The 25298-nt window shown below is 55.3% G+C and carries 20 protein-coding genes and 1 tRNA gene; 13 read left to right on the top strand and 8 right to left on the bottom strand.

Going from position 1 to position 25298, the window contains the following annotated elements:
* Positions 1-31 precede the first annotated feature (31 nt).
* Positions 32-508, bottom strand: a complete 477-nt coding sequence (locus AB1L30_RS12545) for a 6-carboxytetrahydropterin synthase (RefSeq protein ID WP_367013763.1) — start codon at positions 506-508, stop codon at positions 32-34.
* A 191-nt stretch (positions 509-699) separates the two neighbouring features.
* On the opposite strand from AB1L30_RS12545, the gene AB1L30_RS12550 reads away from it, so the two are divergent.
* A tRNA-Arg gene (locus AB1L30_RS12550) sits at positions 700-773 on the top strand.
* Positions 774-1029: 256 nt separating this feature from the next.
* Here the strand turns inward: AB1L30_RS12550 and AB1L30_RS12555 are convergent.
* The 4 genes from AB1L30_RS12555 to AB1L30_RS12570 form a co-directional block, all read right to left on the bottom strand.
* Positions 1030-2109, bottom strand: a complete 1080-nt coding sequence (locus tag AB1L30_RS12555) for a sialate O-acetylesterase (protein WP_367013764.1) — start codon at positions 2107-2109, stop codon at positions 1030-1032.
* Between the two features lie 237 nt (positions 2110-2346).
* Entirely contained in the window at positions 2347-3051 is a 705-nt protein-coding gene (locus AB1L30_RS12560; RefSeq protein WP_367013765.1) for a hypothetical protein, read from the bottom strand.
* 71 nt (positions 3052-3122) lie between these two features.
* Positions 3123-3935, bottom strand: coding sequence for a BPL-N domain-containing protein (locus AB1L30_RS12565; RefSeq protein WP_367013766.1), 813 nt, complete (start codon positions 3933-3935; stop codon positions 3123-3125).
* A gap of 58 nt (positions 3936-3993) precedes the next feature.
* Complete coding sequence (locus AB1L30_RS12570; RefSeq protein ID WP_367013767.1) at positions 3994-5295, bottom strand: carcinine hydrolase/isopenicillin-N N-acyltransferase family protein; 1302 nt, start codon at positions 5293-5295, stop codon at positions 3994-3996.
* 348 nt (positions 5296-5643) lie between these two features.
* Between AB1L30_RS12570 and AB1L30_RS12575 the strand changes: the two genes are divergently transcribed.
* The 7 genes from AB1L30_RS12575 (at position 5644) to AB1L30_RS12605 (ending at position 16016) form a co-directional block, all read left to right on the top strand.
* Positions 5644-6840, top strand: coding sequence for a XylR family transcriptional regulator (locus AB1L30_RS12575; RefSeq protein ID WP_367013769.1), 1197 nt, complete (start codon positions 5644-5646; stop codon positions 6838-6840).
* Between the two features lie 256 nt (positions 6841-7096).
* Complete coding sequence (locus tag AB1L30_RS12580) at positions 7097-7510, top strand: carboxypeptidase-like regulatory domain-containing protein (protein ID WP_367013770.1); 414 nt, start codon at positions 7097-7099, stop codon at positions 7508-7510.
* 289 nt (positions 7511-7799) lie between these two features.
* Positions 7800-8777, top strand: coding sequence for a DUF1559 domain-containing protein (locus AB1L30_RS12585; RefSeq protein WP_367013771.1), 978 nt, complete (start codon positions 7800-7802; stop codon positions 8775-8777).
* Between the two features lie 273 nt (positions 8778-9050).
* Positions 9051-12866, top strand: coding sequence for a hypothetical protein (locus AB1L30_RS12590; protein WP_367013772.1), 3816 nt, complete (start codon positions 9051-9053; stop codon positions 12864-12866).
* Positions 12867-12872: 6 nt separating this feature from the next.
* A complete protein-coding gene (locus tag AB1L30_RS12595; RefSeq protein WP_367013773.1) occupies positions 12873-13913 on the top strand; it encodes a hypothetical protein in 1041 nt (346 codons plus the stop codon).
* Positions 13914-13919: 6 nt separating this feature from the next.
* The gene (locus tag AB1L30_RS12600; RefSeq protein ID WP_367013774.1) at positions 13920-14885 is read left to right on the top strand and encodes a CsgG/HfaB family protein; all 966 of its coding nucleotides are present in this window, start codon (positions 13920-13922) and stop codon (positions 14883-14885) included.
* Positions 14886-15212: 327 nt separating this feature from the next.
* Positions 15213-16016, top strand: coding sequence for a DUF1338 domain-containing protein (locus AB1L30_RS12605; RefSeq protein WP_367013775.1), 804 nt, complete (start codon positions 15213-15215; stop codon positions 16014-16016).
* Between the two features lie 11 nt (positions 16017-16027).
* Here the strand turns inward: AB1L30_RS12605 and AB1L30_RS12610 are convergent, their stop codons facing one another.
* A complete protein-coding gene (locus AB1L30_RS12610; protein ID WP_367013777.1) occupies positions 16028-17671 on the bottom strand; it encodes a Glu/Leu/Phe/Val dehydrogenase dimerization domain-containing protein in 1644 nt (547 codons plus the stop codon).
* 132 nt (positions 17672-17803) lie between these two features.
* Between AB1L30_RS12610 and AB1L30_RS12615 the strand changes: the two genes are divergently transcribed.
* From AB1L30_RS12615 to astB, 5 genes are read left to right on the top strand one after another with little or no spacing between them, the layout of a single operon-like run.
* Positions 17804-19033, top strand: a complete 1230-nt coding sequence (locus AB1L30_RS12615) for a hydrolase (RefSeq protein WP_367013778.1) — start codon at positions 17804-17806, stop codon at positions 19031-19033.
* A gap of 48 nt (positions 19034-19081) precedes the next feature.
* Positions 19082-20488 carry an aminotransferase class III-fold pyridoxal phosphate-dependent enzyme gene (locus AB1L30_RS12620; RefSeq protein WP_367013779.1) on the top strand — a complete coding sequence of 469 codons (1407 nt, stop codon included), beginning with the start codon at positions 19082-19084 and terminating at the stop codon, positions 20486-20488.
* Positions 20489-20514: 26 nt separating this feature from the next.
* On the top strand, positions 20515-21549 hold the full coding sequence (locus AB1L30_RS12625; protein WP_367013780.1) for an arginine N-succinyltransferase: 1035 nt from the start codon (positions 20515-20517) through the stop codon (positions 21547-21549).
* A gap of 13 nt (positions 21550-21562) precedes the next feature.
* Positions 21563-22975 (top strand): succinylglutamate-semialdehyde dehydrogenase, encoded by a 1413-nt coding sequence (gene astD, locus AB1L30_RS12630; protein WP_367013781.1) that lies wholly within the window; start codon positions 21563-21565, stop codon positions 22973-22975.
* Positions 22972-24288: an N-succinylarginine dihydrolase gene (gene astB / locus AB1L30_RS12635; RefSeq protein ID WP_367013782.1), complete on the top strand. Its 1317-nt coding sequence runs from the start codon at positions 22972-22974 to the stop codon at positions 24286-24288. Before astD ends, astB begins: the two co-directional genes overlap by 4 nt.
* Here astB and AB1L30_RS12640 read toward each other — a convergent pair.
* Both AB1L30_RS12640 and AB1L30_RS12645 read right to left on the bottom strand, forming a co-directional pair.
* Positions 24285-24845, bottom strand: a complete 561-nt coding sequence (locus tag AB1L30_RS12640) for an RNA 2'-phosphotransferase (RefSeq protein ID WP_367013783.1) — start codon at positions 24843-24845, stop codon at positions 24285-24287. The two genes, astB and AB1L30_RS12640, sit on opposite strands and share 4 nt — an antisense overlap.
* Positions 24842-25294: an NADAR family protein gene (locus tag AB1L30_RS12645; protein WP_367013784.1), complete on the bottom strand. Its 453-nt coding sequence runs from the start codon at positions 25292-25294 to the stop codon at positions 24842-24844. Before AB1L30_RS12645 ends, AB1L30_RS12640 begins: the two co-directional genes overlap by 4 nt.
* Positions 25295-25298 lie beyond the last annotated feature (4 nt).

The following is a 25298-nucleotide window of genomic DNA, read 5'->3' on the forward strand; positions in this document are numbered from 1 at the left end:
AAGCGACGAACATTTTCGCGTGCCAGCAGTCCTAGTGGGCGGTATCAGCGGTCGGAACGCTCGAAAATACCTGGGCTTTTTGATCCCGGGCCCAATCTTCGCGATCGTAGGTAATCACCGAGGTATCGGTTTCCTGGACATCCAGCCGGACCAGTTCAAAACCCATCTCGGTGATATCCGTAAACAGCTGGTAAGCCAGGTTCTCGACCGAGGTTGGCCCTTGGAATTCACGCAGTTTGAACTCCTCGCCGTGAACTTCCATATGCTGCTTCAGGGTGGCATACAGCGGATCGTGGACGTTGATCAGCATCCCGTGGTCGTAGTGCTCTTTGAGAAACGGGCCGATCTTGTCGTCGAAGTCCGAGAACAGCGTCGAGTACGAACCAGTCCGCTGCACCTCGAAATGGCAGACAATTCCGTAGCGATGCCCGTGCAGGTTACGGCATTTGTCCTGCAGCTCTTCATTCCGGTGAGCGGCGTAAAACTTGTACTCTTTGCGAATAATCATCGCGAACTCCAACTCCATCGTTAAACCCTGGCACGCACGATTGTTTCGGCTTCGCCGCAAAAGTACAAGCGATCTCCCACGAATTCGTACCGAACCGGAAGATTTGACCGTACTCCTTACCAGTTTTTAACTTCCATCCCCCCGCTCGTTGACAACCGCCAGACCTGCCCCCTAATATTGAACAAACCCAAGTCCCCGTAGCTCAATTGGATAGAGTGTCGGCCTCCGAAGCCGAAGGTTGCAGGTTCGAACCCCGCCGGGGATACTTTTTTTGCTGTAATGACTTAGGTCAATTTATCAGGGGCCTAGCTATTTCGTCTGGTTTCTGTGAGCCATCAAGTTAGTTGCGGGATAAGAATGGTCCGCAGGTTTCGGCCCCTGAGAGTTCCATTTCCATCAGGGGACGTTCACGAATTTGAATTGCCCGGAAACTGATCTCAGAGCGATGTTCTTCGTGAGGCAGAGGTGAATCCGGACGATTCGTCCACCTAGGCCTTCTTCCGTTCTGCCAAATGCCCACCTCACCGGCGATTCAGTTCCACCATTGCTTTACCCATGGCTTCGCCGACGTCCATGTACGTCTCCGCGTTGCCTCCGTAGTGGCCGTTCGATGCGCCGCCGTGGCTGATGGGGTGCGTGTAGACAGTAGCCACGTTCCCCTGGAACTCAGGGTATTTGCTGCTTCGTCCGTCGACTGCGAGTTGAGCATTCAGGATCAGACCCTCGTTTCCGGTGGCTCCTTGTGCGGTTTGGCCGAGTGTCGCACAGACGAACTTGGCGTTAGGTGCTTTGAAATCTTGGCGAAGCTGCTGAATGAATCGCACGAGATTCGCTTCGTAATGACTGGCGAGACCTGCGTCATAGCGATCTTTGTCTCCTTGCCAAAAAAAGAACCCCGCGATTTCGTAGCTGGTTGCGCCAGGGTAGTACTTTTCGAGTTCAGATAAGACTTGCTTGGCGTTGGCGATGTCACCGTCGTACTGCATGCCTGCGTACCAGGTGATTGGCTGCGGCTGGGTACCTTTCTCCCAGCGCATGGGCGATTGCTTGTAGCCTGCGTAGGTCCAGGTCTTTCCCTTGTCCTCGAACTCGTAGCATTCGCTGCCTGGTGGCAACAAGTCCCAACCGAGCGAACGGTTGCCGATGCAGCTCTTCAGAATCAAAACCGGGGCATCCGTCGCATCGCCCAGGATATGGCCGATGCCAAGTTCCGGACCAATGGTACGTCCTTTCACCGTCATCCATTCGTTATTTAATTGCTTCATGGGCTTAGTGCCACTCCCCATGACTCGCACATTGCGAACGTCATTCCGCTCGCTCCAGTTCCCTTTCTCGTCGATAAGATAGGGGTATTTTCCCTTTTGCTTCACCGCGTGTTCCAGCGTGCCGTCCGTCTCAGCCGGTCCAATTTTCCCGGCTCCGACCATATTCGATTGACCGAGCAAGATGTAAACCTGAACCGGCCTCGTCTCATCCACACCTTGGGCACTAGTTTCCGATGGCGAACGCTGCCCCTCCTGGGCAGGCGAGGATGCACACAGCACCACGAAGAACAGAGGCGCAATGCAGTAAGCGAGACGAGTTCGGATGAAAGGGATCATACGACGGCTCCAGGTGGGTTGGTTGAGAAGAGGCAAGAGGGAGGCAGGCCGAACCGCGAACAGGTCCAAGCTGCCTGCTCTCAACATACCGAAGCAGATCGCTAAACTCGACGAAAAAAACGTAGAATCACGCGCTTTCCGAGGGAGTGCCCCCTGAGTGAGCGGAGCCTGGAAGGCAACTGCGGCCCAAAGAATGGACGCATGCAAAAGCTTCGAGCGATTATTCGCTCCAGTCGACTAGTTGCGGGCCTGTCCGTTGCTCTCCATCAGCTCACGAGATTCGCTGTAGCGGGCGTTGCGGACCCAGGTGCTCGAGCGGAATGCTTCGAGGAATCCAGGAGAGATTTCTCGGCAGCCTTCTTCGCAGAGGGCGTGGTATGTTGGATGCGGCAACATTTCTGGGTCGATGGTCTTGCGGCCGTCGAAGCTTGCCTGCCGGCAAGAGAGAAAGTAGGTCAACCGAGGCGCCGCGTCCAGTTCATCCCAGGGAATCGACCAGGCGGGAACCAGGTCGTACGCGTACTCGCGGCTCACCAGCTTTTGCATGTCTTCCATGCGAAGTGAAAAGGCCATTCCATTGAACCAGTCTTCGATATGTTCGCTCGGGCGAGCGTTCAGGACGCCGAAGCTGTACTGGCATTTGCTGGGGCCGTAAACGCGACGCCCTTGAGGACTCATCACGTATTCGTAGATTCGACGGGCGCCCAGCACGACGGCAGGTCGGGCATCGCGAACCGTCTCGGTCGAGAACGTTCGCAACGCTGACTTGCGATTCATCAGGCTACCGTAGCCAACTAAGGTGATCTGCGTCCCAGCGGATGGAAACAAGATCTCAGCATCCCAAGGATAGAGATGTTCCACCGCTTCCGCAGGAGGACATGGCAAGATCAGGTCGGCGATCCGATCGAGCAGACGTAGCGCTTCTGATTGGGGAAAAATCAAGCTCGAAATCCTATCTACCGGAACCGTCGTCCTAGGTCTGTTTACCGTTCGCGATCTATCAATGCCGAAGACTATTTGGCTTTGCCGCTGCCTGCCCAGCGAACCCCTTCGGCCATGATCGAGTTGGGACCACCGGTCTTTTCGGGGTGAGGGCTGTAGCAGATCACTCGGCCAGCACCAAACATCGACCGGACAATCGCGTGCGTTCCGGTCATAGCTCCTTCAGGAGCACCTTTCTCCGCGATCTCCGAACCGTACGTGGCCAGCACTTCGTAGCCTGGCAGCGATGGGTCGTCATTCGGCACCAGCAAAGGCCCTTGGCCGTAATAGCATGGCAGCGACTCCTTGTCCGCCTTCAGTAATTCGCTTCCGGTCGGCGATAGTTCCAGCGAAACGGTGCCAGTCCCTCGATCCCAGTGCGAACGGTCCCAAACCTTGGCGTTGATTAGACCGAGTGACCAACTGTAGTGGGAAGAAGCGAGGTAAGAGCCAGCACAAATGCCGACGTAACCGCCGCCGTTGTCGACATACTGGCGAACGATCTCGCGTCCTTTGTCTTCCAGGTTCTTTGACTGTGCGCTGCCCGATCCGCCCGGCATGATGAGCACGTCGAAATCATCCAGTATGCCATCGCGAATCTGCTGCGGCGTGACGACCTTCGATTCAAAACCATTCTTGGGAACGAGGAACGCCTGCAAGTTCTTCGGCCCCGTAGCCGACCCGCCACTATGATCGTAGATCGCAACACGAACCAGGGAAGGGGAGGCACCGCCGGAGTTGGTCTCGGCCAATGCCGGCAATGCGGCAAGCAGCGTCAGCAGGAGACCGCCGACAAGGCGTTGGACGAACGAACGAGTTGGAGTGAGAGGTTGTAAAGCCTTCATATCGATTCTCGGAGGTTACGAACGTGGATTGGAGGTGTGACTACCGACAGCCGACAGCTTAGTTTGTCGCCGAAGTTGCTAGTGGCGTGCCGAATTCTGGAGGAGCAGGCGCGGTGAGCTGCAAGGCTGCGTTCTTCTCGTCGATCAGTTCCTGCTGCATCGCCTTCATGGCATGCTCGGCTGCTTTGGTTTGCAGCACTTTCACATCGGCCACTTTGATCCCTTCTTTGGCCCAACGTTCTTTTGCTTCGAGCGTGACCGAAATCAGATGGTCTTCGGTGCTCCACATGTCTCTCCACATGCCAGCCAGGCCACTCGTGAAGACACCATCTCGATCAGGCGTCAAACGCCAGTCGCGAAGTGAAATCGCGATCTCGCCGATTTCGCCACCCTTTTCGTCTTCCAATGGATCGGCGACGTGACCAATTGGGAAGACAGGAACGGCGATCGAAAACTTCGGGTCACCCAGCATGGTCCACATGGTCGTCAGCTTGGGACTTTCGCCCGGCTTGACTCCGTGAAATACCACAGCCGAAACGGTGGTCGTGCGACTGATAGTACTTGTTGTGGCGATCGATTCCGGCATTTCGCCAGTGGGACCATTGATGGTGCCTGCATACGCTTTGCCTGAATCGTCACTCATATCACGACAGCATTGGCGAACCACTTCTTGCAGATCGATCTTGTCGGATGCACACAAATCCAGGATGTCGCGAGCCCTCAGGTAACGCTCGGCTGAGTAGATCTTGTCGAGTTCTTTCCGAGTCGGATTCGCTTCCAATTGCTGAGCAGTGGTCGAGAAATTCGATCGGACAACATAGCCATCCGGAGTCACCACGGGATCGTTCGCATTGAACAACTTGTACGTCTTTGGACCAGTCTCGAAGAGAACGGCACCGCCATGGGCATCGATCACGCCGAAGTTCGCAATTGTGGATCGTCCCGAGACGTTGGTCTCTTCCAACAAGCGTCGGAAGTCATCGACGGTGGCACACGTTTGCAGGGCCATTCGCATCAGCGAGCCGTTGCCTGGGCCAGAGGTGTCTTCTTTGATGGCGAGGTCGCGGCTGAGCGAGTTCTCGATGCAGAAGCCTGCTTCGTTGACACCCATCCAAACGGTCGATCGTTGTCCGGCGTTCACCACGGCGACCGCTTTGTACTTGCCACCGGTGATCACTGCGACTTCATTATGAAGACCAGTGCTCGTGTCGCGATTCTTCCATAGCAGAGGTCGACCGTCGGCAGTCACCTTGCCGCTGATCACTGCGGTCGTGCAGGCCTTCGCATCGGCGGCGAGCAAAGCCACCGCGAATAGAAGCCACATCGAGGGGTAGGCTTTTCGCAGAAATTGGGGCTTCATTGACACTCCTTGTTTTGGCGTAGAACCGCGTAAATGGTTCAGTTCTCTGACAAAAAAGAATCAACTTGTGCCTGATTTATGGGCACAGTCTGCTTTCGTATCAGGAAATATGCCCAAGATCCGGAGGTGGAACAATGTTCTTCTGCGCATACCAATATTCGATTTTTGCGGCTTGCCCGAAGAAACACACCGAATTGACCGATTCACTCTTTTATGGCAGCGCGTGGTATCCTCGAGAACTAAAGTTGGCCCGCGAATTGCATTTCATGTTCGACTCAGACAGAACGAGCAATTAGTTTTGCTAAGAAGACGAACCCCACCTCCCCACAGCTTGAAGGCGGCTCATTGATGATCCAGCGCATTCCGGCTTATCCCGACCGACTCCGCATTGCTCTATTGATTCTCAACGAGAGTCACTGGAGTCGATCCATTCTCGATGGCATTGCTCGCTTTGCCTTGGAGCATGGAAACTGGGATTTTTGGATGCATCCCCGTGGCATCGGGGCTCCCCCAGCGCTGCCAGATGACTGGCGAGGTCATGGAGTCATTTCGCGAATCTCGAATGAATCGCTTCGCCAATCGATCGCTCAGCATCAGTTGCCGACGATCAATGTTTCGTGGCATGGCGTGCACAGCCGTCGCTTTCCAAAAGTGATTGCAGATCCTTCCGGCGGTGGAAAGATCGCGGGCGAGTTCTTCGTGCAGCGTGGCTTCGAGAACATTGGCTATATCGGTCCACCTCTGTGCTACAGCTATCAGGATCAGGTCTTGCCGGAAGTGGTCAAAGCGGCGGAAGACGCTGGCTGCCGAACCTATCAGTTCGCGCCCGATCCAGCTGCACCTCAGCCTGACTTCGACTTCCAGCGGCCACGCCTGGTCGAATGGGTCCGTTCGCTGCCGAAGCCCGTTGGCATCGTGGCATGGAATACGATCCAGGCCCGCGAGATCATTCTGACCTGCGGTGCCGAGGGAATTAACGTTCCAAACGACGTCGCAATTCTCGCGGTGGAAGACGATCCACTCGTTTCCAAGCTTTCGCCAATTCCGATTTCGTACATCGAACAACGCGTCGAACAGGTCGGCTACGAAGCGGCCAAAGAACTGCAGCGCATCATCGGCGGAGGCGATCCCAGCGACGAGCCGATATTGATCGCACCGGAAGGGATCGTTGAAAAGGCCTCAACCAATACCGTCTTCGCCAGCGACGCCCTCGTTCGTCAGGCGGTTCAATTCATTCAACGCAACAGTGACATTGCGATTACCGTTTCCGATCTGACACGGCATCTCGATGTTTCACGTCGTTCGCTCGAAGAACGCTTCCGTAAAGTGCTTAAGCGATCGCCTGCGGAAGAGATTCGGATGACCCGGTTGAATGTGTTGAAAGCTCATCTTCGACAGACCGGACAAACCTTAGCCGAAATCAGCCAACAGGCTGGTTTCAGTTGCGAAAACGCGATGTTGCGGTTCTTTAAACGGATGACCGGGATGACCCCGGGCGAGTTCCGCCGTAACCATCCGCAAGACCTGCTGGATAACGCTAGTTAGGGTGTGCGAACCAGCCTGCAGAGCCTTCTTGTGTCAAGCTTTGCGGGGCGTGGAGCTGTCCTACACGCGTTGTTGCAAAATCCGTTAATCATTTTGCGCGAAGGTCCCTAGGGCGACTCTGCCATCGGTTCTATGGTTGTCAGTGCCGTCGTTCACAAAACGATATCGCAATCAGACGCCAGCAAATTGTTCCTTCTTCGGTTGACCCATGGCAAAGCACCACTTCGCAGTTGTAACTGTATCCGGAATTCTTTTGATGCTGATCGTGGGTAGTCTCACTGGCTGCTCTGAAACACCTTCGTACGACATGCGACCTGCGAAAGGGGTCGTGCAACTCGATGGCAATCCGATCGAGAACGCGAATGTTGTTTTTCACTCGGAAACCGGCCCGCGAGCTTTCGGTACCACCAATGCCAACGGCGAGTTCGAGTTGAATACTGGAGACCAAGGTGCCGGTGTTGCGACTGGTGACTTCCTGGTGAAGATTGTCTCGACCAGTGACACCAAGACTTCCTCCGGCAAGGCGGTAAGCATCTCGCCACTGTACGCTGAGAACGGCGTGGCCGTCGTGACAGTGAGCGAAGGGGCGGAAAACCATTTCGAGTTCAATCTGAAAAGCAAGCCGAAGCGTGGCGACTACCTCGACGATAACTCACTAGCTGAACCGTAGTCAACAAAACGCTCATTCGCCAGCTGAACCACCCTACGCGACCTTGGCCTGGATCGTGAGGCGCCCCCCTCGCAATCGTGTGGCCATGGTCGCGTATTTTTATTTAGAAGACCAGGCGTAACGGGAAGAGCTCGCAAAAGAGGTAATTCATTTGCGCAAACTTCCCTTATATCGGAACTGCTATTTTTCTTAACGTTTAAAGAAGCCGAATCGCGAATCCCCTTCCCACATCATGCCCCCAAAACCTGTTTTCATCCATGACATCGCGGCGGCCAATAAGGGACACGTAATGGGTAAACGACAACTCGCCTCGAAGGCGAAACGAGCCGGTTTCACGTTAGTCGAACTGCTGGTGGTGATCGCCATCATCGGCATCTTGATCGCGCTGCTTTTGCCAGCCGTGCAGCAGGCACGCGAAGCAGCACGTCGATCGCAGTGTCAGAACAACCTCAAGCAGATGGGGTTGGCGATGCACAACTATCACGACACCTACGGTTGTTTTCCGGCGGGCTTCTACCGTCGAAGTTACAGCTACTCGACGTTCTCGGGGCCGGGCTGGGGATGGGGGGCGATGATTCTGCCACAGATCGAGCAGAACAATCGCTACGAGGCACTGAACGTTATGAATCAGTTCGCGTCTGACGACCCTGCGATTCTGGAATACTCGCAGGGACTGATCTCGACCTATCGTTGCCCCAGCACACCTGGCGGCGACGTGAACCCAGAGTTCAAGAATTCCGACTCGGAACCATCGCACGGACTGTCGACGTATAAAGGTGTCTTCGGCGACTTGAACACGCAGTACAACTATCCTGATGATGACTGTGGCTACTACTCCGGAAGCTGCATCAACGGCGGCAACGGGATGTTCTCGCCGAATAGTGCCACCAAGTTCCGGGACGTCACCGACGGCACGACCAACACCGTCATGATCGGTGAAGTGCCATTCGGTCAGAATGGGACCCGTAACTCATCAGACGACTTGATCAAGTACTTGGGCGCCGTCTGGATTGGCGTCACAACCGGCGGTGCTTCCAGCAATGTCGCGACGCACCAGACATTGCGTGGTGTCACAAGCAGCGGAGCACAGAGCGCCGAATACAAGATCAATGGTACGAATCAGTACGGTTTCGGCTCGCACCATCCTGGCGGTGCTCAGTTCGTCCTGAGCGACGCCAGCGTTCGCTTCTTCACCGAAAACATGGATGGCGTGTCGGTCAATCGAATCGCCTCGAAAGACGACGGCCAGGTCATCGGCGAACTCTAAGTCGCCTGACTAAAAAGGAAGTACCTTTGCCCTTAGCGAGGTCCGTGAACGATTCATGGACCTCGCTTTTTTTATTTCTTGGATTCGACCCGTGAAGTTTCTGTGGATTTGGGCCAATAAATCGCACACCTTTTCCCCGTCCTGTGGTAACATCGCAGAACACCCCCGATGAGGGTCTTCGTGGTGGCCATGGGACTGCTATCCCTGTTCGGATCGATGAAAGCGATCTCAAAAAATCAAAGGGCTTGATTGTGTTAGCCCAGAAAATGCACTATGCGACGTTTGCGATTCACCTTCTCACTTGCTGGAATGCTATGGTTCGCCCTGGTCTCAGCGTCTCTGGACGCTCAGGAGCCGACACTTCCATCGGAACCGCCACGTTGCGCTTTGATTGAAGTAGGCGAGACTCCCGCCGGAGGTCTTGTCGAGGCCAACTTGCTCTCGCTCCCGGATAGTCGCTGGGTAGAACGAAATGAAATTCAAAAAGTCGTTGCCGAACGTGAACTGCAATCGATCTTTTCGGCCACTGCCGCCGAGCAGCGAGTCTCGGTGGGGCAGTCGCTGAACGCTGATGTCCTGATCATCCTGAAGACGCATACCGAAGGAAACCAGCAATTCTTCGATCTGGTCGTTTCAGAAACCAAATTTGGCCTTCGGCTCGTGTCAAGCCAGATGCCGATCGGTACCGATCCAACGGCCGATGCCGAGTTACTCACCATGCTGGCTACCCAGGGAATCGACAAGTCGCGGCAAGATCTACAACTCATATTCGCCATCCCACCGTTTGTCAGCGATGATCTGACCTACGAGCACGACCATTTAAAGGCAACGTATGCCAAGTTGCTGGAACAGATCGTTCTCGATTCGCCCAACGCCGTGGTCGTCGAACTGGAAGAAGCCCAGGCGATCTCTAACGAGCTGAAGGTATCGGCCGATCAAAACTCAATTCGCCGACGCCTGCCGATCTATTTGCTGGGAACGTTTCGGAACGAAGGGAAGGGGAGCGACCGCACCGTCCAGGTCTCGGTCCGTGTCGAACAAGGTTCCAAGCAACTCGAAGCGATTGAGCAAACGCTGCCACCATCCGAAGTGCCGTCGTTTCTGCGCGGCATCGCCACCCGCCTGGCAGAGTCACAAGGGATTGCCGCGATCAAGGTCGACACCGCGGAAGAGGTCGCACTGTTGAACCAGCAAGCGGAGCAGTTTCTTCGACTAGGGAACCTTCCGGAAGCATCGAGTCTCTTCGAGGCGAGTTTGCTAATAGATCCCGACCAGCAACACGTACACTTGAAACTGATTGAAATCCTTCCGCAAATTGCAGGCGCCTTGGCGCTAGATTTGGACCCGAGAAGCCTGTCGGCCCAAAAAGCGGCTTCTCCAGTTTTACAGCGTCATTGGGATCACATCGAAACCTTCGCCAACCGTGCGGAGCTTCAAGACCTTGCTCCGCTGTGGGACTACTTTCGGTCAAGAAGGCCCTTTTCAGCGTATGCCTTCCTGCATGATGGAACGCCAGAATTAGAACAATTCGTCGGGGAACAGTTCGCGTTCGAGAATCGAAGGCGTCTGCTGGCACGCCAACTTGTCCAGAGATATGCGGCCGCAAAACAGTGGCGCGGATGTTCCTGGATGCTGAATTTCGCCATCGCCGGAATGCCTCCGACGCACCAGTACATCGAACGCGCCAAGTTCATCCTGGAACATCAAGACGAACCAGACCTTCGGGCGCTGATGGAAGCGGTTCTACATCGGGGATACACGAAAGATATCCTGAAGAGCTGGGAAGGCCGGAATATTCTCACGCGGTTGAAGGAGGCTCCCAAAGCGAATGCACACTTAAAGCTTCAGGCGAACTCGATGCTGGTTGCGATTTCTGGGCCGGGCGATAAGCGAGAGCACAAGACGCATACCGATACCAACGCCGAATCGAAGCTCTCATTCCGGAAACTTGAAGAGACGTACGTCACGCTGAATGGTACCCAACGAGAATTGAGAAACATCTCAGAGGCATGCCCACTTCCCGACGGTGGCGACATTCTTTTCACAGGAGGCAGTTTCTTGTTGGCAATGCCCGGCAAGCCATTGCAGGAAGTCATCACTTGCCCTCCAAATCCTTACCTGCAGTCGATGCGATACGATGGTCGCTATATCTGGGTCGGCTTCAGTGTGCACAATCAGAAATGCCAAATCTGGGTGATCGATCCGCTTACGGCAGAGGCTTCTCCGATTACGGACGAAACTGGCCTTCCGTTGATAGCTCGAGACGAGATCGCAGCAAGCAATCTCTATATCCAGCCCGAGATTACGCTGGCTCCATATGCCCCTGGCAAAGCCATCGTTGCCGGATACGCGGGCCGAAGCTGGATCGCCGATGTTCATTTCGATCCAAACGGAAAGCATCATGTCAATGTTTTTCACGAAGCCAAGCGTATCGTCAACAACAAGACAATGGATGTCTCGCCTACGGATACCGATATCGCCTTCGGTGTCGCTGGTTCTCGCTGGCTGCATTCCGAAGATGGCAAAGGGGCCGTCCTGATTACCAGGAATTGCCAGGTCTATGAGGTGAACTTGTATCCCCTGGTGGTCGATCCTGAAAAGCTGACCGTCAGTACAGGACCACGCTACACCAACGGTGTCGGCGGCAATCGAACCACCAAAGATATGTACCAGGGTGCTACCTTTGCCGTGCGACCTCTTCCGCCAACGTACCGGCAACTCGGACTGCAACGAATTGGCTATCCAGATTTCGACGTCTCTACGGTAATCGCCGATGTGAAAGAGGGAGAGGTGCTCATAGAACCCCGCACCGGTGACGTGCATGTGATCGGCATGGAGTGGCAGCGTGGAAACCTTGAGGATGAATCGCTGGAATCGTTCGGCGAAGTACCATGGCTTTATCAAAACCATTGGGGGATATCACCCAAGTCTCCTCCCGTTCGCTTCGTTCGGGGCTCGCTACAACTGAATAACCTGTTGATGACCAACCGGTATGGTCCTGTTGTTCAGGCAAACGAAATCGAGGGCCCGTCAGGGACGCTTCAAGTGCTTTTCGATGGCTCTGGGGTCTCGTTGACGAATGCGCTGCGTGGCACCGTCGAAGCTTCGACACCGTCGAAGTCGCCGAACTATCCCCAGCTTCCCGTCGACTCCTATAAGAAGCTTACGGAGGATCGATTCGGAATTCGATCGCTGGCCTATTCTCCCGACAGTAAATGGATACTCACTGCGCGAGACAGGGGAACGAATTCCGTCCAGCTGTGGAATGCTCAGACCAAGCAGCTTGAGGCCAATGTATTTGACGACCCACAGGGAATGGTGCAAGTAGCGTTCAGTCGCGACGGCGAATATTTTGCTGCTGGAAATCGCGACGGTCGTATCGTCTTGTGGCAGACAAATGACTTGAAGCCGATTGCCGAGCTAGACGGACTGTCGAACGAAGTCATCGGAATCGCATTTTCGTGGCAAGGGGACCGGGTAGCGGCGATCAATCGCGATCGCGTTGGCCTCATTTGGAATGTCGCCGACGGTACAGAGCGAGCAAAGTTCCAAACTTCCAATATGGGTCTCGATCGTGTCGAATTCACACCCGACGGAAAGTATGTACTAACCAGCACACGGAACGATGAACCACGGCTTTACTCGGTCGAGAATGGAACTCAGGAAAGCAGTATCGAGTCGCTTTACTCCGTTGCTGGAGTGTTGCCTGGCGGCGAACTCGTCGGAATGGTTCCCAACGACGCCAACTCTTTGATCACCTGGAGCTTCCAATGGGGGCCGACGAAGGTGCTGCAAGAGACGGTCATTGGTCGATCCTTAGCGGTCTCGCCCGATGGTCGTTGGTCGTTGAAATATATCGTGAGTTCTCACGTGGGGGGCGAATTTCAGCAGGCCAACAAGGTCGAACTTTGGGATTTGGCAAATGGTAAGAAGGCTGCCGATCTTGGGAACTACACCCCTTCAACCCGATTCCTCTTCCGGCCTGATGGACAGGAAATAGCCATCATGCCCGAACAACGTTCTATCGAACTGGTTTCATTGAGGTCTGTTTTGAAAGCCTCCAAGACAACTCCGGAACCCAAGGAGTAAAAGAGCATGAATTGGTACAAATTGCTCGGACATCCTTACGTGATCGCGGCGATCGTTCTAGCAACGATTCCGAACTCCTCGCTGCTCGCGGCGGACGATGCTCCAGGCTCTGTTTCCGTCAAACCGGTTGGCGTTCAATCTCACTTTGCCGAAACAACGGCCCCGCTTCGTTTTCAATTCCACGCAACCAAGGCATTTGCCGGACGGGTTCTTTGGCAGTACGCGATTGGCTCGCGGACGGTGACACGAATCGAAGAGGCTCTGGAACTGAACGCAGGGGAGACCTCGACCATCGAGTTGACTGTCAGTCTGCCTCAGGTTCGCAATCGCACCATTCTGGAATCCGAAATTACGGCGGTGATTGTTGATGCTGCCGGTAACGAACTGACGAGTTCCAAGCAGGCCGTTTACCTGTTTCCAAAAGATCCGTACGTTGCCCGGCGTGAGTGGCTCAAGTCGCTCGACATTCAACTGTTCGATCCCGAAGGAAAGACGGCCAAGCGGTTCGAATCGGACGAGATTCCTTTCAACCGAATCACCAATGCGAATACCCTTGATAACCTGGAAAGCGGCATCCTGATCGTTGGCCATGGCGTCTCACTGAAGAAACAACGAGCCCTCGTCGGCAGCATGCTAACGTTGGCCGCGCGAGGCGTTCAAATCGTGGTGCTGGCCCCCAGTGATGGGACCCTCGATTACCCGACCCCTCAAGACGTCACTCGATTAAGCAAAATCACGTTTCAAAACCGTCAGGTGATATCGCAGCTCGATAAACGCTTCGACCCTGAGTTCGATCGCGTAGATGCCAACGAGAATCAGCCGGGCGGACTCGAGCTGACCTCGGTTCGAGGAGCGTTAAAGCTCGAAGTTGTCGAAGATGCCAGCGATTGGTGTTGGTGGCAAGCGAGTTTTGAAAGTGGCGGGAGCTGCACGATCTGCTGTATCGATTTAGAAACTACCTGGGAGTCGGCCCCTACGGCGCGATTCCTGTTCGCAAGCATTCTGGAAGAACTTTCCCCCGAACATCTCCCTAATTCCTCGGAGTAATAGCTGATGATCCGCAATTTAGTATTGGGCCTCACGTTGGTCCTCGGACTTTCAATTTCGGCGACCACCATCCAGGCCGAAGACGCCGTTTACCCGGCAGCCATCTTCCCGTTTCATGAACGAGGCGCGGATGTCGAAGGGCTTGGGACTCAGGTCTCAGATCTGGTCTTCGCCTCGCTGGTGACCGACCCAACCATGTACCTGGTCGATCGCGAAGACATGCATAAGCTTTTGCAGGAACAAGAGCTAACCGTTTCCGGAGTGGTCAATCCAGCGGAAGCTGTTCAGGTCGGTCAGCTGACTGGTGCCAAGCTGATTATTAGTGGCAGTGTCATTCAGGCTGGCAACAAGCTGGTGCTGGTGGCGAAGATCATCAGCAGTGAAACGAGTCGTGTTGCTGGTTGCAGTGCCAAAGGTGACGTCGATGGCGAAATTGATGCAATCGCAGAGGAACTCGCCGCGAGTATCGTGAAGGAAATCGAAAAGAACGCCGCAGACCTGGTTCCACCCCCGGTCGAACCTACCGATCGTATCGCTTCGATCAAGAAGGAACTGGGCGAAGCCACGCTGCCCATTGCCAAGGTGACCATCACCGAACATCACGTCGGTCGTCCTTCGGTCGATCCCGCCTGTGAAACGGAGCTTTCGTTCCTGCTGAAGGGTATTGGCTGCGAAGTGGTCGAGGCCAAATCGTCCGAGGCGAAGACGGCCGAAATCGTGTTCGTGGGAGAAGGCTTCAGCGAATTCACCTCCCGCGTGGGCAATCTGGCACCAGTGAAGGCCCGTGTTGAGATCAAGGCCTTGGATGCCAAAACCGGTAAGGTATTGGCCATCGATCGCCAGACGACGGTTGCCATCGACTTAAACGAACAAATCGCAGGCAAAGCGGCCCTGCAGGCGGCGACCGATGCGATCGCCCAGCGTCTGATTCCGAAGGCGATCAAAGCAAAGAACGAAGCCGCCGAAAAGTAAGAAGGCCGTTTTTGATACGCTGGTGTTCAAATCACCTTGCATGCAGGTGCCTCCCTTCTAGGGTGGTGCCTGTTTTTATGCGCTAGGATTTTTCCCCGCTGTTTTTTGGGAGGATTACGTCACGCGATTGTTGCTTCTCCCAGTTTTGACTGCCAGAGACACCGATTGGCCTGTTTAGGAAATTGCTCGAACGGATCCTACGGGAAGTGGTATCTTGAACACACCGCCAACAAGGATGATGAAATCTGATTTGGCCTGACGTGCGTTGGCTTGTCGTAGGGCTCGCCGTAGAATTCAGATTATTGGCACCGTAAGTCGAGATTCCCCATGTTCATGCAAATTGAATCGCTCCTCGGTCAGCTTTGGGATCAGTATCGCGAAATCAATCCCCAGGCCGATCGAATTCATCAGCTTCTGACGGCCCGTGGCGAGTCGATCGAGAACGATCACGTCGCCTTCCGTACGTTCCAGGACCCACGAATTGGCGTCGACCAACTAGCTGTTCCTTTTCTGGAAGCGGGCTACCAGGAAGGTGGCGAGTATCACTTCGAGGAAAAGAAGCTCTTCGCCAAGCACTATCAGCACGCCGACCCCGGCCTGCCGAAGATCTTTATCAGTGAATTGCTGCTGGACGAGTTTCCGACCGACGTTCGCGAGACGATTGACAAGCTGCTCGATCAGATCCCTGCTAATCTTCCCAGTCCGCTGTGCACCGCAGGTCGACTGTGGGAAGTTAGCTACGCTGACTACCAGGCCCTCAGTGATAAGAGCGAGTACGCGTCGTGGATGGCCGCGCACGGTTTCTGTGCGAATCACTTCACGATCTTTGTGAACAAACTGAAGACGATTGACTCGCTAGAACAGCTTAACGACCTGCTTGTCGCCGAAGGCTTCGCATTGAACACAGCAGGTGGGGCGATCAAAGGTTCGCCAGAGGTTTACCTCGAGCAGTCATCGACGGTGGCGTCCAAAGTGGACGTACCGTTCCAAGATGGCACGCACCAGGTGCCTGGCTGCTATTACGAGTTCGCCCGGCGTTATCCCATGCCGAGCGGAGAATTATTTGAAGGCTTCGTCACCAAGAGTGCTGACAAGATCTTCGAGAGCACCGACAAGAAGCTTCAGCAATAGGCCTGTTCCGTTTATGGGAACAGACCACGCTTGAGCTTCGCTTCGGCGACTCGTTCGATCCCTTCGATCAACGCCGCGGTACGGAAGTCGACGTTCTGGCCTTCGCTGCGGGAAAGTGTCCGCTGGAAGGCATCGACCAGAATCTTCTTCAGCCGCGAGTTAATCTCGTCCAAGGTCCACATGTAGTTTTGGGTTCCTTGGACCCATTCGAAGTACGAAACGGTCACACCACCGGCGTTCCCCAGAACGTCCGGCACCACGAAGATGCCACGTTCTTTCAGGATTTCGTCCGCTTCGAGCGTCGTAGGCCCGTTCGCACCTTCCGCCACCATCTTGCACTGCAGCCGCTCGGCATTATGCTCGGTGATCTGATTCTGCAGAGCACATGGCGCGAGGATATCGCACTTCAGCTCTAACAGCTCGTGGTTGGTGACTTCATCGGCGTGTGGGTAGCCTTTCAGCACGCGGTTCTCTTCCGCGTATTTCAGAAGATCCGTGACCGAAAGTCCCTTCGGGTTGTAAAGCCCGGTCGAGACATCACTGACGCCGACCACCTTCACTCCCAGCTCTTCTAGCAGCCGAGCCGTGTTACTACCGACGTTACCAAACCCTTGGACGACCGCAGTCGCCCCTTGCATCGATAAGCCCATGACCTTGGCGGCTTCTTCGACGACGTAGACGAGCCCACGGCCAGTCGCTTCACGACGACCGAGCGATCCCCCCAGCGCCACCGGCTTGCCGGTCACAATCGTTGGAACGGAATAACCCATCTGCTGGCTGTAAGTGTCCATCAACCAGGCCATGACCTGTTCGTTGGTTCCCATATCGGGAGCCGGAATGTCCTTTTCCGGGCCGATCATTTCGATGATTTCCATCGTATATCGGCGTGTCAGTCGTTGCAGTTCGTGCCCGGTCAAATCGGTCGGGTCGATTCGCACGCCCCCTTTCGCGCCGCCAAAAGGAAGACGCATCAAGGCACATTTCCAGCTCATCCACATCGCAAGCGCGGACACTTCGCCGAGTCCGACATCTTCGTGATACCGAATACCACCCTTAGTCGGCCCCATGGTCAACAGGTGCTGCACCCGATAGCCGAAAACGGTTTCGACATGGGTGTAGTTGTCTTTCCGAAAAGGAAGCGTGACCACCAGAGTTCGTTGCGGGAAGAGCAACCGTTCGCGTAGGTTTTCGTCGAGGCTCATGATCTGAGCCGCCTTCAAAAACTGCTGCTGGGCCAGATGCAGCATCGGCGAGTTCCACTCTTGCTGCTCGGCATGGGTTCGTTTCACTGCCAGACGGAGGGAACGGGCCAGCCGATTGCCGTCGATCTTGCCTTTGATCAGGTAGTCCTGGGCTCCTGCTTCCACGGCTTTTGCGGCCATAGAAACGTCGTCGTTTCCAGTCAGAACGACGACAGGAATACCATTGGCGGCGTGATTCATCCGCAGAAAGGTTGCTAAACCTTCACTGTCAGGCAGCGTGAGGTCGAGCAGAACGACTTCGACCTTATTGGCATCGAGAAAGTTCAGACCGGTCTCGAGCCGATCAACGGTATGGGTATGGAATTTGGTCTCGCCGGCGCTGGCCAAAAGCTCTTCAATAAGCTTGGCCTGCATCGGATTGTCTTCGACAACGAGAACGCGAATTTCCGACATTGCTGGCTCCGGTCCGAATGGATGAGGTGTCGGGCGACAGGTTGAAATCGAAATACGTCCGAAAGCATTCTATGGCATACAATGTCTTGCGGCGCGACTAATCTCTATCAAAGTCTTTTCGGCAGGATCGCCATGGCACTGGAATCGGAAGTTCAACCCATTTTGTCCTGGCTGCAAAATCAGCAGCCAGCCATGGAGTCGAAACTGGTCACATGGGCTGCTATCAATTCTGGCACCCATAACCTGAACGGGCTATCTCAGATAATCGAAGTCGTTCTTGAAGAATTAGCCGAAATTTGTGAAGAGGTTCATACCCAGAACGTTTCGCCCCGGACCATGGTCGATGCCCATGGCGACCTGCAAGAACAGCTTCTTGCGCCAGGGTTGATCGGCATCTGCCGCGCAACTTCGCCACACCAGGCGATCCTTGCGATTCATCTGGATACCGTCTATCCGGCCGATTCGTTTTTTCAAAGGGTCACTGTGGAAGCTGACCAGATACACGGCCCAGGCGTTGCCGACGCCAAGGGAGGTGTCATCGTTTTGCTAACCGCGTTGAGAGCGTTCGAGCGGTATGTGGCTACCAGCGGCAACAACCATTTGGGCTGGCGCGTGGTGCTGAACTGTGACGAGGAAATCGGCTCGCCAGGATCGGCGGAGCTGTTCCGGCAGTATGCAGTCGGCGCTGATTTTGGATTGTTGTTCGAACCTTCGCTGCCCAATGGACATCTGGTTGGAGTACGTAAAGGTTCCGGCAATTTCGAGATCGTCGTGCGTGGTCAGTCTGCCCACGCAGGCCGCGAGTTCTCGAAAGGCCGCAACGCGATTATTGCCGCAGCCAGGCTGGCACAAACGCTGCACGACCTTAACGGACATTGGCCTGAAACGACGATCAATGTGGCGAAGATCGACGGAGGTGGCCCCAGCAACGTCGTCCCAGACACGGCGGTTGTTCGCTTCAACATTCGTTACCCGACGGTGGAAGTGGAACGGCAATTTGCCGAGGAGCTCGACCGGCTGATCCGCTCCCCAGACGAGGGAATCACGCTGGCATTGCATGGCGGGTTCTTCGCCCCACCCAAACCAATGACAACGGAGCAGGAAGAATTCTTGCGGACTGTTCAAGCTTGTGGCAAGACACTTGGCTTGAACTTGGCCTGGGAGTCGACCGGAGGGGTCTGCGATGGCAACCGTCTGGCGGCCCTGGGTGTGCCCAATGTCGATACGATGGGGGTTCGGGGTGGCAACATTCATTCACCCCAAGAGTACATGCTGCGAGACAGTCTGGTCGAGCGTTCGCAGCTTACGTTTTTGACGCTGGTCACCATGGCTGAAAGGTTTCGACAAGCCGATCTGCAGTAGGCGGCGTAGAATAGAAGTAGACCCTCATCATGCACGAAGGAGGCCCCGATGGATTCTCAACCGTTGATAGCGCAAAGGCTTCTCTCGGATCCCCGTGTCGCGGAAGCAACCCGATTGCTGCAAGCCGCGCTCGAAGAGCATTCGGCGGAACTCGCTCCGCGCGGGCCGCTGCCGGAACTCGCCGACTCGTTTCAAAAGTCGCTGGATGAATTCGCAGCGCTCCGCGGCAATGGGCTATTCTTTCCCTATCTCGCAACGGGAGCAGGGCGGGGTGCCTTAGTTGAGCTGACCGATGGGAGCGTGAAGTACGACATGATTACCGGGATCGGTGTGCATGCGATGGGGCATGCCCATCCCCAATTGATGGCGCAGCTCGTCCCGGCGATGCTCGCCGATACCGTGATGCAGGGCAACTTGCAGCAGAATGAAGAGTCGCTGCAGTTGACACGCGACCTGGTCACGCTTGCCAATCGTCAGGGTGCGTCCCTCGATCACTGCTTCTTATCGAGCAGCGGTGCCATGGCGAACGAGAATGCGTTCAAGGTGTTATTTCAGCACCGAACGGGTTCGACACGAATCTTGGCGTTTGATAACGCGTTCGCCGGACGTTCTCATCTTCTCGGTCAGGTCACCGACCGACCGAAAAACCGCGTCGGACAGCCTGACACGGTGTCCGTTGACTATGTGCCGTTCTTCGACGCAGCCCATCCGGAACATAGCACCAAGGCAACGCTGAAGCGGGTCGAGACTTATCTGCAGCGCTATCCGGATGCTCACTGTGGTTTCATTATGGAACTCGTGCAGGGAGAAGGGGGATACTACAGCGCGCCGCGTGAATACTTTGTCGCACTGTGCGATCTGCTGAAGGCTCACGGCGTGCCGATCTTCTTTGACGAGATTCAAACGTTTGGGCGAACTTACGCTCCGTTTGCTTTCCAGATGCTACAGCTCGATGCCTATGCCGACGTGGTGACCATTGGCAAAATGTCGCAGATCTGCGCGACGCTGTTTCGCGCGGAGCTGAACCCGAAACCCGGTTTGTTAAGCCAGACATTCACATCGTCAACAACGGCAATCGCGGCTGGCCGCTGGGTGGTTCAGCAACTGGCCAACGGAAACTTCTATGGCGACGAAGGACGAATCGCGGAGATTCATGGCCGATTCGTTGCTCGCTTCGAAGGGATCGAACAGAAGGCTCCCGGCAAACTGTCCGGCCCCTTCGGGATCGGGGGGATGATCGCGTTCACGCCGATGGACGGATCCGCCGAAGCTGCCAAGCGTGTCTTGCACGCACTGTATGAGGCTGGCGTGATCGCCTTCGTTGCGGGGGCGGGCCCGTCGCGCATCCGATTCCTGCCACCGTTTCTGTCGTTAACCAACGCAGAGATCGATGCGGTTTGTGACATTGTGGAAGAAGTGATGGTTTCGCTACCTTTGGAAAGCGAAACAAGCTAACGGCCTGCGTTTGTGATGGAGGAACCATGCTCATTCGACCGGTTGAAGAACGCGATGTCGACCAGCTATACGAGCTGGCACAGCATACGTTGTATGGCCTGACGACCCTGCCGAAGGATCGTGCGTTGCTCGCCAAACGGGTCCGCCAAAGCAGCAAAGCCTTCGCCGACTTAAATGACGCCGACCCGCAAGGACAGCTCTATCTGTTCGTCATGGAAGATGTCTCGCTGGCGAAAGTAGTTGGGACCTGTGGTATCGTCTCGAAGGTGGGCGGATTCAAACCGTTCTACGCGTTTCGTCTGGCGACCGAGATTCAAGAGTCAAAAACACTTGGCAGCCGTCATGAACATCGCGTGCTGCATCTGCTCAAGAATCACGACGGTCCAACGGAAATTGGCAGCTTGTTTCTGCATCCTGAGTTTCGGGGTGGTGGTAATGGACGAGTCTTATCATTGTCGCGATTCCTCTTTCTGGCCCAGTATCCGAAATTGTTCGAGCATGAAGTCATCGCCGAGATGCGTGGCGTCGTTGATCAAGAGGGGAACAGTCCCTTCTGGGAAGCTCTTGGCGCCCATTTCTTTGGTATCGATTTTCCGAATGCCGACATGCTCAGCTTGATCAACAAAGATTTCATCGAGGAACTGATTCCACGCCATCCGGTCTATCTCGACTTGTTGTCCCCGGAAGCCCAGGCCGCCGTTGCCGAAGTGCATACCAACACAGTGCCTGCACGGCGTCTGCTGGAAAGCGAAGGGTTTCATTACGAAGATCAGGTCGACATCTTCGAGGCAGGGCCGGTACTGCACTGCGTCCGCGATCAAATCCGCATCGTGCGGGAAAGCAAAGTGTTGCCGGTGACCGCCATCGAGAATTCACCACCCAGTGGTATCCCGATGCTGGTGGCAACGACGACTGTACCGTTTCAGGTCAGTGGCGGACTGGTTGCCGAACTGGACGAAGGAATTTGCATTGTCAAATCGATCGCCAAAGACTTGAACATCGAAGTTGGTGCCCAAGTTCGGTTTGCACCTTTGAAGTCTGCATCGACGGCACCAACGTAGGAGGAACGGTTCCATGTTGTACATCAACGGACAGTGGATCGACGGCACCGGCCCTAAGCTCAAAAGCTTCAATCCAGCAACCGGCGCCAACCTGTGGGAAGCGGCAACGGCAAGCGAAGAAGATGTTAGGGCCGCTTTTGAATCGGCAACCAACGCTTCCCAAGCATGGGCCGCACTTGCTGTCGAACAGCGCGCAGAATATCTCCGTCGATTCGCCAAGCTGGTGACCGAACAAAGCGAAACGTTAGCCAGAGTCATCTCGGACGAAGTCGGTAAACCTCGCTGGGATGCATTGACCGAAGCCAAAGCGGTTGCTGCGAAGTGCGAACTGACGATCGACGCCTTAGCCCACCGCCGCGACCAGTCCGATGTTTCCACGGCTGCGCTCCGTGGCAAAGTCGCCTATCGACCATTGGGAGTCGTTTCGGTCTTCGGCCCTTTCAACTTCCCCGCTCATATCGCAAACGGACAGATCATGCCTGCACTACTCGCAGGCAACACCGTTGTCTTCAAACCGAGCGAATTGACACCGCTGGTTGCTGAGGAAACCGTTAAGCTGTGGGAGTCTGCCGGGCTGCCGCCAGGCGTGCTGAATCTTGTCCAAGGAGGCGTCTCGACCGGTCAAGCGATCTTGCGACGGCCAGAGCTTCGCGGATTGTTCTTCACGGGAAGTCGCCCGACCGGCGGCAAGCTGCGCGAGGCCTTGGCCCAACGGTTGGAAGTCCTGCTCGCCTTGGAACTCGGCGGCAATAATCCGTTGGTCGTTCATCAACCAAGCAACGTCGATCTGGCAATTGAACAGGTAATCAAGTCGGCGTATCTTACTTCGGGCCAACGCTGTACCTGTGTGCGGCGACTCATCGTAACCGGCGCGAGCAATACGTTTTTGGAACGGCTTGTTCAGGAAACACGCAAGGTCGTCGTCGGTCGACCGTCCGACGATCCCGAGCCGTTCATGGGGCCGCTGATTCATGCCGAAGCGGTCGATCATCTTCTGGAAGAACAATCGCGATTGGTTGCGGCCGGAGCAATATCGCTGCTCTCCGCCGAACAGCTCTCCTTGGGACGTGCTTATGTCAGTCCTGGAATCATCGACGTGACAAACTGCTCGCAACGAACCGACGACGAGATCTTCGGTCCGCTCTTGCAGGTCATTCGCGTGGCTGATCTGGAAGAGGCAATCGCCGAAGCGAACGATACGCGGTTTGGCCTGGCGGCTGGGATCTTGTGCGACGATCGGGCCGACTTCGATCAGTTTCGACAGCAGGTTCAAGCGGGACTCATCAACTGGAACCTGCCAACCACCGGCGCCAGCGGCCGAATGCCATTTGGTGGGATCGGTCAAAGTGGCAATTATCGGCCTGCCGGATTTCATGCCATTGATTTCTGCCAGGTTGCCATCGCGGAAACGGAATCCATCTCGTGAAAGAGGAACGCACAATGACCGCGCAGGAAGCCAACTTCGACGGATTGATCGGCCCTACGCATCACTACGGCGGGCTCTCACCCGGTAATGTTGCCTCGCAGCAGCATCGCCATCAGGTCAGTTCACCCCGAAGGGCAGCGCTGCAAGGCCTGGCAAAAATGAAACGAGCAGCCGACATGGGAACGCCGCAAGCGTTTCTGCCTCCGCAGCCTCGGCCTGACTGGCGGTTTTTGGCCGAGCAAGGCTTTGAAGGGGACCACGCCCAGGTACTGGCTGATGTGAAAGCCAAGAGGCCAGAGCTCCTCAGCGTTGCGTTCAGCGCCTCCTCGATGTGGACTGCCAACGCGGCGACCGTTTCACCGAGCGCCGATACGAGCGACGGTCGCGTTCATTTCACGCCAGCCAATTTGCAGTCGATGCCTCATCGCCGGATTGAAGCGAATCAGACCAGTCACATTTTGCGAACCATCTTTCATGATGCTCGCTACTTCGTCGTTCACGATCCTGTGGATGCGGATTGGAGCGACGAAGGAGCAGCCAATCACACGCGGCTTTGTCGCCGCTATGGCGAACCGGGCGTCGAGCTGTTTGTTTACGGCCGCGAAGCAGATCAGTCCGCGCCGACAGAGAAGTTCGTCGCCCGCCAGACAAAAGAAGCGTGCGAGGCAATCGCCAGACAGCATGGACTGGATCCTGCCCGCGTCGTCTTTGCCCAGCAGTCTCCCGAGGCGATCGATTCAGGCGTCTTCCATAACGACGTGATCGCGGTCGGCAACATGGCCTTACACCTCGTTCACGAAAAAGCATACGTCGATCAGGAACGGGTCCTTGCGGAACTCGCCGACAAGTTCGGCCCCGGCCTGCAAACGATAGTGATCAGCGACTACGAATTGAAACTGAAAGAGGCGGTGAGCACCTATTTCTTTAACAGCCAACTGCTCACGTCACTGACTGGAACGATGACGGTCTTTGCCCCAGTCGAGTGTGGCGAGGTGCAGGCATCGAATCGGCTTTTGTCTGTTCTCATGAAGGGAGAGAACCCGATTGTCGACTGCCAATTCGTCGACCTTCGCGAGAGTATGCAAAATGGCGGAGGTCCTGCCTGCCTACGATTGCGGGTCGTCCTCACGGAAGAGGAACGCGCCGCGATCCCGAAAACGGTGTGGCTGACGGACGCTCGATATCGCCAGTTGAAAGAATGGATTCAGCGACATTATCGCGATCGACTGCATGTCGATGATCTGGCCGATTCCAAGTTGGCCGAAGAAGTCGATGCCGCAATGGAAGAGTTAACCGGACTGCTCGGCTTTTAGGAAGTTGTTTCCAACACCTTCAAGAAGCCAGGCGGAACGTGATCGGTCAACCAGACGTCGTTCCCGGTTACAAAGAACTGATGCCCGGCGGCATGCATCTCGCCGGAAGCGATCGCCAGCAACACAGGTTTTCCGTGACGCTGAGCAACTTCCAACATCGTTTGCTGGTTTACCGACATGTGGACATGATGTCGTTTTCCTTTGATCAATCCTTGTTGTCGGATCGAATCGAGAAAGCGTGTTGCGGTCCCGTGGTAAAGGATCGACGGCGGTTCGGCCGCTTCGTATTGCAAATCAACTTCGGCCGAATGGCCTTGCCTCGCGCGGATGAGCAGACCGTCGTCTGAGATCTCAAACCGCTGCTTGTCGTTGTCTTGCACGACCTCCAATAGCAGCGATTCCGATACGGACTTTCCCTCTCGCTGGAATGCCTCCAACAGATCGGCAATCGCGACCCATCCGCCAGGAGCTAACGTGAGCCCAGCCATGTCAGGCCGATGCCGCAAGACGTAGCTCATCGTCTTGCTGATCTTTTTTAGTTTCTCTTTGCTTGTCATTGTATTCGTACTTTGGATTGTTGTAGTTCGGCTCGGATCTCCATCAGGATCTTACCGAGCCAGTTCTGGCCGCTGCCATCTTTTCCGGCACCCCAGAAATAGTCACGTCCAGCGGCTTCGATGATTGGTTCGTCGCCTGTTTCCAGCAGAAGATCACGCAGCTTGGCATGTTCGGCAAACTTAGCCTGAACCGCTTTCCGCATGACATCGATCTTCACGCTTTCCCAGTCATCGCGAATTTTGACCTTCCGGCTTCTGCCAAGCCGGGCCGCAATCATCGGGCTCTTTGTGGTGCGGATCTTTTCGCAGTACTCTTCATCCTCGAACTTCATCGCCTGGAAGTAATGCTCGCTGGTTGGGTACCACACACCATCGACGTGAAACCCAAACGCCGCAAAGTTCGAGAACTCTCCGTACGCTGATTTCGTTGAGTAAAATTCAATGGGCATTCTT

It is taken from the genome of Bremerella sp. JC817 (genome assembly GCF_040718835.1).
GTDB lineage: Bacteria > Planctomycetota > Planctomycetia > Pirellulales > Pirellulaceae > Bremerella.

Coding starts and splice junctions, on each gene's coding strand:
- AB1L30_RS12545 (WP_367013763.1), bottom strand. CDS start 508: ATGATTATTCGCAAAGAGTACAAGTTTTACGCCGCTCACCGGAATGAA.
- AB1L30_RS12555 (WP_367013764.1), bottom strand. CDS start 2,109: ATGATCCCTTTCATCCGAACTCGTCTCGCTTACTGCATTGCGCCTCTG.
- AB1L30_RS12565 (WP_367013766.1), bottom strand. CDS start 3,935: ATGAAGGCTTTACAACCTCTCACTCCAACTCGTTCGTTCGTCCAACGC.
- AB1L30_RS12570 (WP_367013767.1), bottom strand. CDS start 5,295: ATGAAGCCCCAATTTCTGCGAAAAGCCTACCCCTCGATGTGGCTTCTA.
- AB1L30_RS12575 (WP_367013769.1), top strand. CDS start 5,644: ATGATCCAGCGCATTCCGGCTTATCCCGACCGACTCCGCATTGCTCTA.
- AB1L30_RS12580 (WP_367013770.1), top strand. CDS start 7,097: ATGCTGATCGTGGGTAGTCTCACTGGCTGCTCTGAAACACCTTCGTAC.
- AB1L30_RS12585 (WP_367013771.1), top strand. CDS start 7,800: ATGGGTAAACGACAACTCGCCTCGAAGGCGAAACGAGCCGGTTTCACG.
- AB1L30_RS12590 (WP_367013772.1), top strand. CDS start 9,051: ATGCGACGTTTGCGATTCACCTTCTCACTTGCTGGAATGCTATGGTTC.
- AB1L30_RS12595 (WP_367013773.1), top strand. CDS start 12,873: ATGAATTGGTACAAATTGCTCGGACATCCTTACGTGATCGCGGCGATC.
- AB1L30_RS12600 (WP_367013774.1), top strand. CDS start 13,920: ATGATCCGCAATTTAGTATTGGGCCTCACGTTGGTCCTCGGACTTTCA.
- AB1L30_RS12605 (WP_367013775.1), top strand. CDS start 15,213: ATGTTCATGCAAATTGAATCGCTCCTCGGTCAGCTTTGGGATCAGTAT.
- AB1L30_RS12610 (WP_367013777.1), bottom strand. CDS start 17,671: ATGTCGGAAATTCGCGTTCTCGTTGTCGAAGACAATCCGATGCAGGCC.
- AB1L30_RS12615 (WP_367013778.1), top strand. CDS start 17,804: ATGGCACTGGAATCGGAAGTTCAACCCATTTTGTCCTGGCTGCAAAAT.
- AB1L30_RS12620 (WP_367013779.1), top strand. CDS start 19,082: ATGGATTCTCAACCGTTGATAGCGCAAAGGCTTCTCTCGGATCCCCGT.
- AB1L30_RS12625 (WP_367013780.1), top strand. CDS start 20,515: ATGCTCATTCGACCGGTTGAAGAACGCGATGTCGACCAGCTATACGAG.
- astD (WP_367013781.1), top strand. CDS start 21,563: ATGTTGTACATCAACGGACAGTGGATCGACGGCACCGGCCCTAAGCTC.
- AB1L30_RS12640 (WP_367013783.1), bottom strand. CDS start 24,845: ATGACAAGCAAAGAGAAACTAAAAAAGATCAGCAAGACGATGAGCTAC.
- AB1L30_RS12645 (WP_367013784.1), bottom strand. CDS start 25,294: ATGCCCATTGAATTTTACTCAACGAAATCAGCGTACGGAGAGTTCTCG.